The organism is Ktedonobacterales bacterium (assembly GCA_036557285.1).
Taxonomy (GTDB): domain Bacteria; phylum Chloroflexota; class Ktedonobacteria; order Ktedonobacterales; family DATBGS01; genus DATBHW01.
Window position 1 is genome coordinate 75230 of record DATBHW010000044.1, and the last position, 14320, is coordinate 89549.

Annotated in this window: 13 protein-coding genes; 9 read left to right on the top strand and 4 right to left on the bottom strand. The window is 60.0% G+C overall.

What is annotated here, in order from left to right:
* Nucleotides 1–37: 37 nt before the first annotated feature.
* From VH599_13010 to VH599_13020, 3 genes are read left to right on the top strand one after another with little or no spacing between them, the layout of a single operon-like run.
* Nucleotides 38–1228 (top strand): M20 family metallopeptidase, encoded by a 1191-nt coding sequence (locus VH599_13010; GenBank protein HEY7349226.1) that lies wholly within the window; start codon nucleotides 38–40, stop codon nucleotides 1226–1228.
* Nucleotides 1225–2391, top strand: coding sequence for an aminotransferase class I/II-fold pyridoxal phosphate-dependent enzyme (locus tag VH599_13015; protein HEY7349227.1), 1167 nt, complete (start codon nucleotides 1225–1227; stop codon nucleotides 2389–2391). Before VH599_13010 ends, VH599_13015 begins: the two co-directional genes overlap by 4 nt.
* A gap of 22 nt (nucleotides 2392–2413) precedes the next feature.
* The gene (locus VH599_13020) at nucleotides 2414–3226 is read left to right on the top strand and encodes an aminoglycoside adenylyltransferase domain-containing protein (GenBank protein HEY7349228.1); all 813 of its coding nucleotides are present in this window, start codon (nucleotides 2414–2416) and stop codon (nucleotides 3224–3226) included.
* Between the two features lie 80 nt (nucleotides 3227–3306).
* On the opposite strand, the gene VH599_13025 is transcribed toward VH599_13020, so the two are convergent.
* Nucleotides 3307–3915 (bottom strand): hypothetical protein, encoded by a 609-nt coding sequence (locus VH599_13025; GenBank protein ID HEY7349229.1) that lies wholly within the window; start codon nucleotides 3913–3915, stop codon nucleotides 3307–3309.
* Between the two features lie 157 nt (nucleotides 3916–4072).
* Here VH599_13025 and VH599_13030 point away from each other — a divergent pair, with 157 nt between their 5' ends.
* Entirely contained in the window at nucleotides 4073–4870 is a 798-nt protein-coding gene (locus VH599_13030) for a glycosyltransferase family 2 protein (protein HEY7349230.1), read from the top strand.
* 12 nt (nucleotides 4871–4882) lie between these two features.
* On the opposite strand, the gene VH599_13035 is transcribed toward VH599_13030, so the two are convergent.
* The 3 genes from VH599_13035 to VH599_13045 are packed head-to-tail and all read right to left on the bottom strand — an operon-like array spanning nucleotide 4883 to nucleotide 7818.
* A complete protein-coding gene (locus VH599_13035; protein HEY7349231.1) occupies nucleotides 4883–6238 on the bottom strand; it encodes a hypothetical protein in 1356 nt (451 codons plus the stop codon).
* Between the two features lie 50 nt (nucleotides 6239–6288).
* Nucleotides 6289–7026: an isochorismatase family cysteine hydrolase gene (locus VH599_13040; protein HEY7349232.1), complete on the bottom strand. Its 738-nt coding sequence runs from the start codon at nucleotides 7024–7026 to the stop codon at nucleotides 6289–6291.
* 42 nt (nucleotides 7027–7068) lie between these two features.
* On the bottom strand, nucleotides 7069–7818 hold the full coding sequence (locus tag VH599_13045; protein HEY7349233.1) for an NUDIX domain-containing protein: 750 nt from the start codon (nucleotides 7816–7818) through the stop codon (nucleotides 7069–7071).
* 168 nt (nucleotides 7819–7986) lie between these two features.
* Between VH599_13045 and VH599_13050 the strand changes: the two genes are divergently transcribed.
* The 5 genes from VH599_13050 to murJ all read left to right on the top strand — a co-directional run bounded on the left by VH599_13050 (nucleotide 7987) and on the right by murJ (nucleotide 14260).
* Entirely contained in the window at nucleotides 7987–8331 is a 345-nt protein-coding gene (locus VH599_13050) for a cupin domain-containing protein (protein ID HEY7349234.1), read from the top strand.
* Between the two features lie 96 nt (nucleotides 8332–8427).
* Nucleotides 8428–10407, top strand: a complete 1980-nt coding sequence (locus tag VH599_13055) for an ATP-dependent DNA helicase (protein HEY7349235.1) — start codon at nucleotides 8428–8430, stop codon at nucleotides 10405–10407.
* A 55-nt stretch (nucleotides 10408–10462) separates the two neighbouring features.
* The gene (queG, locus tag VH599_13060) at nucleotides 10463–11749 is read left to right on the top strand and encodes a tRNA epoxyqueuosine(34) reductase QueG (GenBank protein ID HEY7349236.1); all 1287 of its coding nucleotides are present in this window, start codon (nucleotides 10463–10465) and stop codon (nucleotides 11747–11749) included.
* Complete coding sequence (locus tag VH599_13065; GenBank protein HEY7349237.1) at nucleotides 11739–12011, top strand: hypothetical protein; 273 nt, start codon at nucleotides 11739–11741, stop codon at nucleotides 12009–12011. The genes queG and VH599_13065 overlap by 11 nt, the downstream gene beginning before the upstream one ends.
* A 191-nt stretch (nucleotides 12012–12202) precedes the next feature.
* Nucleotides 12203–14260 carry a murein biosynthesis integral membrane protein MurJ gene (murJ, locus tag VH599_13070; GenBank protein ID HEY7349238.1) on the top strand — a complete coding sequence of 686 codons (2058 nt, stop codon included), beginning with the start codon at nucleotides 12203–12205 and terminating at the stop codon, nucleotides 14258–14260.
* The last annotated feature ends 60 nt before the right edge of the window (nucleotides 14261–14320 follow it).

The following is a 14320-nucleotide window of genomic DNA, read 5'->3' on the forward strand; positions in this document are numbered from 1 at the left end:
CTGGCGCGTTTCAGATAAGCTTGAGTTAAAGAGAGGCATGGTACCTATGACCCTGGAGCTTGGCCCGGCGTTGGAGCAGGCAAAACAGTATCAGCAGGCGCTGCTCAGTGATCTGCAAACCATTGTCAACATAGATTCCGGCACCTATCACAAGGCGGGCGTCGATCAGGTAGCGCAGTGGATGAAAGGGCGGCTGGAGGCCAGCGAGTACGCCGTCACCGTTCAGCCGCAAAGCGACTTCGGCAACCATCTCTACGGCGCCCGGAGCGGCAAGGGGAAAGCGCGTATCCTCGTCATCGGACATATGGATACGGTCTTTCCCCAGGGCGAGCCGGAGCGACGCCCGTTCACCATCAAAGATGGGCGCGCCCTGGGTCCGGGCGTGCTGGATATGAAATCGGGGCTGCTGCTGGGCGTGTACGCCCTGGACCTGCTGCGCAAGGTCAAGGCAGAGAACTACGCTTCGATTACCTTCCTCTGCAACAGCGATGAAGAGATTGGCTCCCCATCCAGCCGTTCATTGGTACGCGAACTGGCGGCTCAGGCCGATGTCGCGCTGGTCCTGGAGCCGGGGCGCGAGCTAGATGAGGTTGTCATCGCGCGCAAGGGCGTCGGAAACTATCGGCTGGAGGTGCGCGGCGTCGCGGCCCACGCCGGAGTCGAACCCCAGAAAGGGCGCAGCGCCATTCTGGAACTGGCGCATAAGATCGTTGCCTTGCAGGCGCTCAATGGAACCATCCCCGGCGTCACCGTCAACGTTGGCGTCGTTGGCGGCGGCGCGCGGCCCAACATCGTACCCGACCACGCCCACGCCTTGATTGACGTGCGCGCCGCCGACAAGCCAGGCATCGCAGCAGTTGAAGAAGCCTTCCAGCGTATCGCCCGCCAGGTCACGATACCTGATACCGAAAGCGCGATCACCGGCAAACTCGCCCATCTCCCCTTTGAGGCCACGCCAGGGAATATGGCGCTCTTCCATCTGGCAAAGGCCGAAGCCGCGCGCCAGAACATCGCTTTGCGCGGCATCTTCACCGGCGGCGGCTCCGACGGCAACACCACCGCCACCATGATCCCCACACTGGACGCCCTGGGTCTGGCGGGCGGAATGGCGCACAATCCCGGCGAGTTTATCCTCATTGATTCGATTGCGCCGCGCATGGTCCTGCTGGCCGGGCTGATTGAACGCATCGGCGCGGCGTTTCTGGATGGAGGGCTGGCAACCGCATGAAAAGCCTGATGCCTGGGATTCAAGCATTGAATATCAACCCGATCCTCCAGATTGCCGCGCTCGCCAGCCAGCAGCCCGGCTGTATCCGTCTGGAGACTGGCGAGCCGGATTTTCGCACGCCTGAGCATATTCGCCGGGCCGCGATAGAGGCCATCGAACAGAGGAGCATCACCTATGGCCCGCCGCCGGGGCTGCCCTCGCTGCGCCAGGCGCTCGCCGCCAGAGTGCAGCGCGTCAATGGCTACACGATCAGCCCGGACGAGATCAGCGTTGCCCCAGGCGGCAGCGGCGCGCTGATGGCGGCGATTCAGGTGATCTGCGGGCCGGGCGACGAGGCACTCACACCTGATCCGGCCTGGCCGATGTATGAGCACATGCTCGCCTGCGTCGGCGCGCGGCCAGCGCATTATCGCCTGCATCCAGAAACCGGCTGGCTGCCCGACCTGGACGAACTGGAACGCCTGGTCACGCCGCGCACCAGGGCGCTGATTATCAACAGCCCTGCCAACCCAACCGGAGCCGTCTTCCCGCGCGCCCTGCTGGAGCAGGTGATCGCCTTCGCTCAGCGCCACGATCTCTATCTGATCAGCGACGAAGCCTATGACGAACTGGTCTATGAGGGCGAGCATATCAGCCCGGCGGCGCTTTGCGACGATGGGCGCGTCATCAGCGCCTACACCTTCTCGAAAAACTACGCCATGACCGGCTGGCGCATCGGTTACGCGGTGGCGCGGCCACAGATCAGCAAGGCCATCACCGTCGCCGTGAGCGCGGCCTGCACTAACGTCTCACATGTCGCCCAGTGGGCCGCAGAGGCCGCGCTGGCCGGACCGCAAGACTGCGTGGCCGACATGCGCGCCAGCTATCACCAGCGGCGCGATGCCGCCCTGGAAGTGCTGCGCACTTATGGCATCAGCGCCCGCCCGCCAAAAGGGGCGTTCTACCTGATGATTGATATTTCATCCGCCGGCCTGCCCTCGCTGGAGTTTGCCTTGCGCCTGCTGAAAGAGCGCAACATCTCCGTCGCTCCTGGCAGCGCCTTTGGCGAAACCATTGATGGTTATGTGCGCGTCTCGCTTGCCAGCGCGCTCCCCGACCTTCAGCGCGGAATTGCGGGGTTATGTGAATATATGAACGATTGCCAGCAGCGCGCGAACTCCTGACGCGCCCGCAAGAGGCGGTGGTATGACACAGTATAGCTGGGCAACCTGCCCGCCAGCAGCGCGCAGCCAGATAGAGCAGTTTCTTGCCATCACGCGGGATGCCCTGCAAGAAAATCTCACCGGAGTGTATCTGCATGGCTCGCTGGCGCTGGGCTGCTTCAATCCGGCGCGCAGTGACCTTGACCTGCTCGTCGTCACGCGACAGCCCATGAGCGTCGAAACAAAACGCGCCTTTGCCGAAACGCTCCTGGGCCTGTCGCGCAATCCCACGCCCATCGAGATCAGCTTCTTGAGCGCGCAAGACCTCGCGCCCTGGCGCTGCCCCACGCCCTTTGATCTGCACTACAGTGAGAGCTGGCGAAGCCGCTGTGAGCAAGCGTTGGCAAACGACGGCTGGCGAGCGTGGAACGACCAGCGCCAGACAGACCTTGATCTGGCGGCGCATATCACCGTCACCAGAGCGCGCGGCATCTGTCTTGTGGGCCAGTCAATTGGCGAAACCTTTCCGCCTGTCCCTACGCGGGATTATCTTGCCGCCATCTGGGATGATTTTCTTTGGGCGCGGGAGGCTCTAACAAAAAACCCGACCTATTTTGTCCTTAACGCCTGCCGCGTGGCCGCCTATCTCCTTGAAGGGCGCGTCTGCTCCAAAGAAGAAGGGGGCGTCTGGGGGCTTCACGTAGTGCCCACAGCCTTCAGAAATCCTATCGTACAGGCGCTGGAAGTGTACCGAGGCGGAGAGGACAGGCCATTTGACGCCGCAGGGCTGAACCAATTTGGCGCATACATGGAGGATTGGCTGCGCCCCTTCGCCACATCGGAAACCTCTGAATAGGATGCGCCAACCGCTTGTACCGCTGCCGTCCCTGGCGGCGCCTGCGTGTACCGCCGCCGTCCCTGGCGGCCCCCGCGCCACTATTCGTGAACCGTTTCCAGCCGCCAGGGCGTCTCCGGCAGGGTGGACGCTTTGAGCGCCTTGCGAAACTCATCAAACTGGGGCAGATCATCGCGGTAGAGGACCAGCGCGCGATAGACGCTGTGCTTACTGCGCGCGTAGACCATCACGCCAATGATTTTGCCGTTGGCAAACTGCTCCTCTTTGACGCGCACGATCTTATCCCAGGGAATCACCAGTGGTTCGCTCGCTTTTTCCTGGCGCGTCAGACCGTCTGCTGTCAGGCGCAGGATAAAGGGCGCGGGCGCGATCAGGCGCAAGTACCAGATAAAGCCAGCGATCAGGAGAAACCCCAGCACAGCACTGACAATAAGCGAGCCGCCTTCGTAAAAGACCACGCCCACCACGAACAGACCCAGCACGAAAAGCATGATGGCCGTACCATAGCGTCTGCCAGGTGTCAGACCAGGGCTGGCAAACTCCCTGGTAACGAATGGAGGATGCGGCGCGTGTGCGCCAGGATACCCGGCATGTAGCTCTGGAACGGGCATAGCCCTTGCGGGCGCGGTATCATCAGGTTGAGAAAGATCGTCTGTGGGTTGTTGAGATGAGGAGAGTTCCTGGTGCATAATACGGCTGTTTCTATCATTCAGGAGCGTTTTGATTGTTGATCGTGATGCTTCCCTCTCATCGAGAGGGTTAGCAGGTGCGGTTCTATTGTAGCAGCTTTTTCTGCCTTATCGCAAAGAGGGAACTTTGAGGCGGCCAGCAGCGTCGAGAGGAAATATGCGAACACAGCTTGAAGAACAACCAGCAGATGAGTCTGAGCAGCGCGGCTCGCTCCATATCTCCCACACAACACGCGCCGACGGCCAACCCATGACGACGCGCGGCCTCTCCGTCGTCTTGCCCGCCTGGAATGAGGAAGCGGTGATCGCTCAGACCGTGCAGGCGGTGGTCCAGACCCTGAGCCAGGTCGCCCCCGACTATGAAGTCCTCCTCGTGGATGACGGCAGCACCGACCAGACGGGCGCGATTGCCGACGCGCTCGCCGCCAAGAATCCGCGCATTCGCGTCATCCATAACCGGCCCAACCGGGGCTATGGCGGCGCCCTCATCGCGGGCTTCAATGCCGTCAGCAAAGACCTGACCTTCTTCATGGACGCCGATGGACAGTTCGACATTGGCGACATCACCAAACTGCTGGCGCATCTGGAGGAGGCTGACGCGGTGCTGGGCTATCGGGAGCAGCGTCAAGACCCGCTGCTGCGTATTGTCAACGCCTGGGGCTGGAAAATGCTGATGCGCCTGCTCTTTGGGCTAAAAGTGCGCGACGTGGACTGCGCCTTTAAGCTCTACCCCACCGAGCTGGTGCGGCGGGCCAATGTGCAGGCGCAGGGGGCAATGGTCAACACCGAGATGCTGGTCAAGCTGCATCGGCTGGGCTATCGCTGGGTCGAAGTGCCGATCCAGCATTATCCCCGCCAGGGAGGCAAAGCGACGGGCGCCAATCTGCGGGTCATTCTGCGCGCCTTCCGCGAACTGCTCAAGCTGCATCATCGCATCAAGCACGAAGAACTCTAACCAGATGCTGCGCTACTGTACGGCTTCCAACGCGGGATTAGCGCAGGCGCGCCGTCCAACTTTTGCCAGATCATACCATTCGCCCAGCGCCTTTACCCGCACCACATCGGCGGTATAGTCATTGACAGTACCCGCCTCATCTGCATTGGAAAACAAGTACGACCCAACGGCGTATACATCCGCTGGCGCGCCAATTTGCTCAAAGAGGCGAATCTTTTGGGGGGTAAAGCCGCCGCTGACAACGATCTTGACTGCCTGGCACCAGGCGCGGGCGCGCTCCAACCATACTTCCGGCAGGTTCCAATTCTGCCAGGCGTGATCCATCGCCTGGCGCATCCTGAAGACCAGGCGCGGGTTCACCCCATTATCCAGCCCCGGATCGCCCAGCGGCTCCAGCGAGACATCGCGCATATTTCCGCTGGTATCGGGGCGCACCCCAAAGAGGCGATACTTCTCCGCCTCCTCAAGATCGCCCGCATCGGTCAGTTCCAGAAAGCGCCTGAACATCACCCGCATAACTTCCAGCGTGGTGCCCACGCAATCGTTGGTGAAATCCACCAGGGCAATGCGCGGAATGTTCACCGGGCGCAAGGCCGCGAAGGCCATCATCGTTTCGGTGGTATCGCCTAGAAATGCAGCGATGGCCGCGTGGGCCACCGTCCCGCCACCCGCGCCGCCCCACCAGTCGCCCTGCGCATCGGTGGAGATAAACGAATCGAGTTTATGGGCATAGGTGCGGTTGAAAAGCTGAACGGCAATCTGGTACGCGTAGCCATCGGCGGCCTGCACCTCATGGGCATCAAAGCGCGCCGGGAAAAAGAGAACCGGCTTGCCGCGCGCCGCCACCAGCACGTTATAAACATTCGTGGCAATGCGGCTGCCGCGCGTCAGCGCGCCCAGCGTGGGCGTCTCCAGCATGGCAAAATCACGGTAGCGCCCCCGCACCTTCAGCACCGGCTCAACCTGAAAGGGGTCGCCTTCGTAACGAACCAGGGCGCCATCCTGCGCCGCTTCGACCTCAAGCTGCTCGAAGGTATTGACAAAACACCCCTGTTCATCGAAATAGCCGGTGCATTCGCGCAGCATAGCGATGGCTTTATCCACACCCACCACAATGCTGAAGGGCTGGCGGCGCGTGAACCACTGCATCTCAACTTCGATATTGCCGACATCCACCTGGGCCAGATCGAGCTTCAGATCGCTGAGATCGGGTGATATACCCCCGAAGCGATAGCCCTGGCGCGCCAGATCAGCCAGCAGGGCGACGATATTATAAAAATATTTGTCGGAATACCAGCCAGCGCGCATCCGCTCCACATCCAGCTTAAAAATGGATGTGGGCAGGCGCTTGCTATCGAAGATGCTCATAGCCTCTCGTTCTCCCCCGCGATGCCCAAGAGATGCTATCCATTGGCGCTTCAGACAATCTCTCGCACCACCTCAGCGCCGTTCAGCCGCAGATGATAGAGAAAGATGAGATGCAGCAGATCGCCATCGTGTGGCAGCGCACCAAGCTGCTGCGCTGCTGCTACCGGCAGATCATAGGTCTGGACACAGTTGGCAGGCACGATCACCCGCAGGGACTGATCACGAGCATTGGCGCGCAGCTTCAGGTGCATCGTCAGTTGATGGACACAGAGGTCTGTACAATCGCCACAGATCAGCGCCGCGCCCAGATCAGCATGGGCATCCAACCAGCCATCCAAACCCGTGTCCTGCGAGGTGCTGATGGAGTTTTTGGGGAAGACACGGAAAAGATCGGCAAAAGGCAGTTCCTGGAGTTCGGCAACAGTCTCCGCTTCGATGGTGCCTGCTACGCAGTGCAGCGGGAAGTCGTGAAATTCCAGCGCGTCCTGGCGGTGCGTATCCTGCGGCAGCACAAACTGACGCACGCCCCCGTGATGCGCGTCTTCAAACAGGCGGCGCACCGCCGGAATCAAGGCATGGATGCGTGGGCTGGCAAGATTGCCCTCGTGGCAGAAGCCGTTAGTCATATCAATGCAGAAGATACCGATCCGCTCCGGCGGTGTCTCTCGCGTCAGATCAGCCCAGCGCAGAACTGGCAAACTGCGCTCCCACTCAACCAACCACTCAAGAAACAGGCGGCTTTGCTCGATCAAAGCGCCAGCGATGGTCGTGGACTGCGGCATTTCCATCTGTTCACCTCCGGTCCTCTGATAAAGAAGCCTGGCCCCGCTTCACGCCTCGGCTTTCGGGTTAAAGCGATAGAGGCGGGCGGGACGATGCGTGCCTTCCATCTTCATTTCCCCGGTACTCTCCAGAATGCCGGTAGAAACGATCTTCTTGCGAAAGTTGCGCTTATCCAGCTTGCGCTCCTGGCCCAGAATCACTTGATAGACCTGCTGAAGCTCGCTGAGGGTGAACGTGGGAGGTAAGAACTGAAAGCCAATCGTCGTATATTCCAACTTGCCCCGCAGGCGCTTCAACGTGTAATCCAGAATCTGCGCGTGGTCAAAGCCAAGCGATGGCAGATCATACATCGAGAACCAGCCGACGCTCCCAGCGTCATCGGCGGCCTGCGGGTGAAGCTGGCGATAATCCACCAGCGCCAGATAGGCAACCGTAATCACACGAGTGCGCGGATCGCGCCCAGGGTCGCCAAAGGTATAGAGCTGCTCCATATAAATATCGCGCAGCCCGGTTTCTTCTTCCAATTCGCGCCGCGCCGATTCCTCCAGCGACTCGCGCATCTCGATAAAGCCGCCAGGAATAGCCCAGTAGCCCTCATACGGCCAGTTGCGGCGCTTGATAAGCAGCACTTTAAGGTCGCCCTCTTGCAGGCTCAAAATCACCACATCCACCGTCACTGACGGACGCTCCCACACGCTGGCGTCATAGTGGTGTTCGGCTGCCTCAGCCGACCATGCCGCCGATGAACGAGCGGGCGCGCTCCCACTCTGCTCCTGAGAAATATCTGCGCTCATCATTAGCGCCTTTCACTCCTAGAGGCCCAATAAGTGTACTTGAGACACTAATCATTCTAGTTCGCGCCAAAAGGGTCTGTCAAGCCTCGCAGGCCGGGCGCCTATGCTAGAATGGTTTCAGGAAGTTCAGATAGGCTCACCGCAGTACATCCCAGGATCAAGGAGGCAAACATGAACTATATCATGGTGAATAGAGATGAACTCTCTCGTGATGGGGACACCTATGAGTTTGAGGGATACCTGCATGGAAACACCAATATTTCTTTAATCCTGGTGGATATACCTCCAGGAGCAGGCCCAAAGCTGCATGTTCATCCCTATGAAGAGGTCTTTGTCATTCAGGAAGGCTGTGCGACCTATACGATTGGCTCGACCACCCTTGAAGCAAGGGCCGGACAGATTGCGATTGTCCCGGCGGGCGTACCTCACAAGTTCATCAATTCGGGTTCGGGGCGGCTAAGGCAGGTGGACATTCACTACAGCCCTCGCTTCATCACACAATGGCTTGAAGACTGAACCCAGCCGAAGCTGAGAGGAGCAAGTGGTTTATCTATCCATATGATATACTGGTTCTATTAGGAACGTATGGTCTAGTGCGCTGCGGGAGGCCAGGTGAGCATCAGTCTATCGTTAGCGGAGCAGGTCCGGCGGGATCTTCTCCAGGGTGGCGCGCTCTCAGAGAGTCTGCCCGATTATGAAGAACGAATGGCGCAGGTGGAGATGGCCGAACTGGTGGCCCAGTCGCTAGAAAACAGCAGCCATGCCGTCATAGAAGCTTCAACTGGGACTGGAAAAAGCATCGCCTACTTGCTTCCCATCGTGCGCTCCGGCAAGGTTGCCATCATCAGCACGGCCAACAAGAACCTTCAGGAGCAGTTGTTTTACAAAGACATCCCCTTTGTGCAGCAGCACATTCAGGACTTCCGCGCCGCGCTCATCAAGGGCATGGGCAACTATCTCTGCCTGGACCGCTTTGATAAAGAAAACAGCGAACTATTGCCCTTCCAGCGATCATCAGCCTTCGAGCAATTGCTCAGATTCTTGCAGGATACTGTTACCGGCGCATCTGAAGGCGAAGCTTTTGACGGCGATCTCGATACGACGCCTTTCGCCCTCCCCGGTGACATACGCGCCCGCATCGCGGCAGACAGCGATCAGTGCGCCTGGAGCAAGTGCAACTGGTTTAGCGATTGCTACGTGCGCGAGATGCGCCAGCGCGCCCGCGAAGCGCAGATTATCGTCGTCAATCACACCCTGCTGCTGCTGGACGCCGCGATGGACGGCTGGCTCTTGCCGGAGCGCGATGTCGTGGTCATTGACGAGGCACATCACCTCGAAGAAGAAGCCACGCGCGCCTTCACCGTCACCGTCTCGCCGGGCCGCGTACAGAGCCTCTTTCAGCAGCGCCGTCTGAGAGAGCATGTGGACGCGATGCTCTTTCAAGAGGCCGGCCAGCGCAACGTCGTCGCCTGGGATCGCCTGGCGAGCATCGCCGATCCTGGCTATAAGAATCGCGCCCTGCTCACCCAACCTTTTCAGGAAGGCTTGCATCTGGCCGAGGCCATCAATTCGCTGGCCGAAGACATGAAGTACCGCCGCCCCGATACTCTGGACGAGAAAGAAGAGCAGCTTTACGACAAGCTGGTGAAGCGCGCCCGCAATCTGGCGAGCGATCTGCGCGTGGCCTTCGCGGTCCAAGACCTCAAGAGCCGCGTCTATTACGTGGAGCGCGAAAACGGCCCGCGCGGCCAGGATAAGGGCTTGCGCCAGTTGAGCGTCTCCGCAGCGCCGCTTTCCATCACCGAACTGCTGCAAACGCAGCTTTTCGAGAAGATCAACACTATCGCCACATCGGCGACGCTGGCCGTTGGCGGCGACTTCAGCTTCTACCGCCGCCGAGTGGGCGCGTTGAATAAGGTCGTCGAGCGTGTTCTGCCGCCCACGTTCGATTATCCCAACCACGCCCTGCTCTATCTGCCGCGTGGGCTGCCAGAGCCAAAGTTTGGCACTGATAACCGACCCTATATTGACGCGCTGGCAGGCGAGATGGCCCGATTAGTGCAAGCCTCTCGTGGGCGGGCGTTTCTGCTTTTCTCCAGCCACAAGGCCATGATGGAAGTCTACGAGCAAATCCGCGACGCGGTGGATTTCACGCTCTTGCTTCAAGGCGATTTCTCGCGGATAGAGCTTATCAGGCGCTTCCGCAGCACGCCCAACGCTGTGCTGTTAGGATTGAAAAGCTTCTGGGAGGGCGTAGACATCGCCGGAGAGGCGCTCTCGCTGGTCGTCATTGATAAGCTGCCTTTTGACCCGCCCGACGACCCGGTGCATGAGGCGCGGGTCAAATTGATGAAGGAAGCTAACGAAGATTGGTTCAACGGCTATGTTCTGCCACAGGCCACGCTCCGGCTGAAGCAAGGGCTGGGGCGGCTGATTCGCACCAAAGAGGACCGGGGCGTGATGGCAATTCTGGACGCGCGCCTGTACACGAAATATTACGGCAGCCGCGTCGTGGCGGCGCTTCCGCCCGCCCGGCGCACCGCTAAGATCGAAGATGTCGAGCGTTTCTTTGCAGAGGAAGCCGCTCAATAGGAATAGTTTCCTGTTGCGCTCTGTTTCGGTTTCTCTCAATGATCATCAAACCGCTATGTCTCTCACCACTGATATAAAAGACTATGCCGCTCGCCTGGGATTTGATCTGGTGCGTGTCACCAGCGCAGAGCCATTTCCCGAACGCGAGGCGGCTATCAAAGAGCGCATCGCGCAGGGCTTGATGGATGGCCTGCCCTGGTTCACCGCCGAGCGCGCGGGGGTCTCCAGCAATCCGCGCGCGCTGCTGCCCGATGCGCGCTCTGTCATCTCGCTGGCGATCTTCTATCTGACCGACACGCCGCGCGACCTGACCACCCCTGGCGACCCACACGGGCGTATCTCCTGCTACGCCTGGGGCGACGACTATCACGAAGTCATCAAAGCCAGGCTGGAGCAGATGGCAGCCTATCTGCGCACGCTGAGCGCCGCGCCGCAAGACGCAGGGTCAGGAACCGAAACGCGCCTCTTCGTTGATACCGGGCGTATGGTTGATCGCGCCGTCGCCGAGCGCGCCGGATTGGGATGGTACGGCAAAAACACCAATATTCTGACGCATGGCTGGGGGTCGTGGGTCTTCCTGGCAGAGATCGTCACCAACCTTGAGCTAGAGCCAGACGCGCCGCTCAAATCCAACTGCGGCACGTGCGAACGCTGCCTTCACGCCTGCCCAACGGGCGCGTTTATCTCCCCCTATGTCCTGGATAACACGCGCTGCATCTCGTTCCTGACCATCGAACTGCGCGGCAGCATCCCCCTTCATTTGCGCCCGCTGATGGGCAACCATATCTTTGGCTGCGACATCTGCCAGGAAGTCTGCCCGGTCAATCTCATTGCTGTAGAGCGGCTCAAGCGCGCCGGGCGCTTTGGCGCAGCCTCAGCGCAACACGCGCGCCCAGACGGCACAGCACTTGCCAATGAGAGGCAAAATCTGGCGTTCCAGCCGCGCGCGCAGGTCGGTTCCAGCCCGGCGCTCATCCCGCTGCTGAAACTGGACGAAGAACAGTTCCGCGAGCGTTTTCGCCACAGCCCCATCAAGCGCGCCAAACGCCGGGGGCTGCTGCGCAACGTCTGTGTCGCGCTGGGCAATCTGGGCGATTCGGCAGCCGTTCCGGCGCTGATCGAAACCCTGCGCACTGAGCCAGAGCCGCTGGTGCGCGGCCATGCCGCCTGGGCGCTGGGGCGCATCAGCGGGCCTGAAGCACGCGCCGCGCTGGACCATGCCCTGGCGACAGAACAGGATGAAACGGTCATTCAGGAGATTCGCTGCGCGCTGGAGGTCGGCGTATGGGATCGAGCGGCCTGTGAAACTCACGTTGGGGACAAAGCCTCATATGCAGAGTGAGCTTTCGCCAGAACTGGCAGCCCAGCTACGCGCGCATGGCCTGGAGCTTGATGACGAAGCTGGATTGCGCCGTCTGCTGGAGGAATGCGCGGACACCTGGACGCTCATTCGCCTCAACGACATCGCCGCCAAACGCTGGAAAGCGCGCTACCGGCTGTTGTTGCGAGAACGCTGGTATGATGCCGCAACGGTCTCCAATGCCTATGCCCTGGCGCTGCTGGCGCTCATGAAAGCGGAGGCTGAACGGCAGAACCCCAAATGAGCAAATGAACGCTTCTCTTGTCTTCCTATCTCAGCTATGCTATGCTCCGAGACGAGACAAAAGGTTTATTCCCACAGTCAATGAAGACCCGAATCCAGTTGCTATTCGTTCTATGAACAGAACATCTTACAACATTTGAGCGAGAAAAACTGGCAGAGATCGCCAACCGAGATCGCCAACAAGGAGTAAGAATGAAGGCGCCGCCAGAGGATAATGATCGAGAAGAGCCGCCGCGCTCAGCCGCGCGCAACACCCCCTCTCCAGAACCGGATTCTGCCAGAACCCAGGTGAGCATGAGGCCGATCAGCCCTGTTCCTGCTTCTGCTCAACCTGGCACGCAGCCCATTGATCCTGATGACGCCCCCACGATGGTTGATACCCGCTATCGTCGCCATCTCCTGGCGCGTGGGGTGGACGACCCCTATGTCGATCAGGATCAGATGGAAGCGATCTCCTTCGAGTCGAGCCTGGCAACCTTCTCCCCCGCGCGCCACGAAAGCGCCTATTTCGACGACCAGCCCTCGATCTCCATGCGCCTGTCCAGTATTGTGGCAGCGCCCACAGCGGGGCAGGAGGCTGTTGCTGAGGACGAGCAGCCCTCTATGCAGATGCGCGCCCTCAAGGGCAACGCCATAGCCGCAGCAACCATGATACTTACCGCTTCGTTCATTGCCGGGCGCGTGCTGGGACTCTTCCGTAATTCGCTCTTCGCCGGACTCTTTGGGGCAAGCGTGGATGCCGACGCTTACACCCAGGCGTTCTATATCCCCGATACCATTTTTAATCTGGTATCGGGCGGCGCACTGCTCTCAGCATTCATTCCTATTTTCACCCAGTATATGGTGGAAAAGCGCGATAAAAAAACAGCATACCATGTGGCAAACGTCGCCCTCAACACGGCGGTAGCCGGACTTACCATCTTTGCCATTCTGGGGATGTTTCTCGCGCCGGTTCTCGTCCCGCTGTACGTCCTCAACGCGGCTCCGGGTGAACTCAACGAGATCGTCTCGCTGGTGCGTATCATGCTCTTGCAGCCAATCTTCCTGGGCGCGTCCACCGTTCTCAGCGCCATTTTGCAGACCCGCCAGCGTTTTTTGCTTCCCGCGATTGCGACTGTTCTCTATAACGTTGGCCTGATTCTGGGGCTGTGCGCGACCCTGCTAGACAATCGGACTCACCTGTTTGGCGGCAACCTGGGTATCTACGGCGCCACCTGGGGGGTCGTGCTGGGCGCTGCGCTGCAACTCCTGATTCAATTTCCTGGCGCAATCAGCGCCGGGCTGCGCTATCGCCCAACCCTCAATTTCCTGCACCCCGGCATGCGCAGCATCACGCGGCTGATGGTTCCGCGCATCGTCAACGCTGGCATGCTCTATCTGGCCTTTGGGGTGGATCGCGCCCTGGCCTCGCTGCTTTCCGAGGGCAGCGCCTATGGCTTCTTTACCGCCTTTCAGTTGATGCTCTTGCCCATCAGTATTTTTGCGATGGCCGTTTCGACAGCCGCCTTCCCCACGCTCGCCACGCTCTTTGCCGCAAATGAGTTCGAGCGGCTGCGCCACGTCATCTTGACGACGCTGCGTGGCATCCTCTTTCTCTCCATTCCGGCCAGCCTCGGTCTTATTGGCCTGGCGCGGCCAATTATCCGCCTGCTCCTTCAGCACGGCAACTTTAACGCGCAGGCAACCAGCCTGGTCTACGATCCGCTCATCTTCCTGAGCATTGGCATCGCGGGCCACGCCTCCGTTGAGATTCTCACGCGCTCGTTCTACGCGCTGCGCGACAGCCGCACGCCCGTCTATGTCAGCCTCTGTCAATTTGCCTTTATGATTGGCCTGAGCATCCTGCTCTTCCCATTAGGGCTGCGCGGATTGGGGCTGGCGATGTCCATTGGGGTGTTGGGCGAGGCAACTGCGCTTTTGCTCCTGCTGCGCCAGCGATTGAAAGGCTTTGATGTGCGCGCGCTCTTCATCTTTACGGTGAGTGTCCTGGCCGCCAGCCTGGTATCAACCCTGGCTGCCCTGGTGAGCTACGCCGCCGTAGACCGGCTGATCTCCTATACCGGCATTGATGGTCGCGGCTCGCTGGAGGTAAACGCCCTGCTGGCGCTGCGCATTGGCGCTGGCATCCTCGCGGCGTGTATCGTGTATATCTTCTTCGCGCGCTTTCTGGAGATCGATGATGCAGTGCCGATGCTGAGCCGCATCACGCGCCGCTTCAGCTTCAGGCGCAAACGTTCATCCGCTCAGTGAACCACGCCAGACCTGCCGCGAACCCAGCTATCCTATTCTTTTGGTCTCCGGGGCGGGACT

Bases quoted from the DNA above. Each gene is read 5' to 3' on its own strand.
- murJ (HEY7349238.1), top strand. From the start codon at position 12,203: ATGAAGGCGCCGCCAGAGGATAATGATCGAGAAGAGCCGCCGCGCTCA.
- VH599_13025 (HEY7349229.1), bottom strand. From the start codon at position 3,915: ATGCACCAGGAACTCTCCTCATCTCAACAACCCACAGACGATCTTTCT.
- queG (HEY7349236.1), top strand. From the start codon at position 10,463: ATGTCTCTCACCACTGATATAAAAGACTATGCCGCTCGCCTGGGATTT.
- VH599_13035 (HEY7349231.1), bottom strand. From the start codon at position 6,238: ATGAGCATCTTCGATAGCAAGCGCCTGCCCACATCCATTTTTAAGCTG.
- VH599_13020 (HEY7349228.1), top strand. From the start codon at position 2,414: ATGACACAGTATAGCTGGGCAACCTGCCCGCCAGCAGCGCGCAGCCAG.
- VH599_13040 (HEY7349232.1), bottom strand. From the start codon at position 7,026: ATGGAAATGCCGCAGTCCACGACCATCGCTGGCGCTTTGATCGAGCAA.
- VH599_13030 (HEY7349230.1), top strand. From the start codon at position 4,073: ATGCGAACACAGCTTGAAGAACAACCAGCAGATGAGTCTGAGCAGCGC.
- VH599_13065 (HEY7349237.1), top strand. From the start codon at position 11,739: ATGCAGAGTGAGCTTTCGCCAGAACTGGCAGCCCAGCTACGCGCGCAT.
- VH599_13010 (HEY7349226.1), top strand. From the start codon at position 38: ATGGTACCTATGACCCTGGAGCTTGGCCCGGCGTTGGAGCAGGCAAAA.
- VH599_13015 (HEY7349227.1), top strand. From the start codon at position 1,225: ATGAAAAGCCTGATGCCTGGGATTCAAGCATTGAATATCAACCCGATC.
- VH599_13045 (HEY7349233.1), bottom strand. From the start codon at position 7,818: ATGATGAGCGCAGATATTTCTCAGGAGCAGAGTGGGAGCGCGCCCGCT.
- VH599_13050 (HEY7349234.1), top strand. From the start codon at position 7,987: ATGAACTATATCATGGTGAATAGAGATGAACTCTCTCGTGATGGGGAC.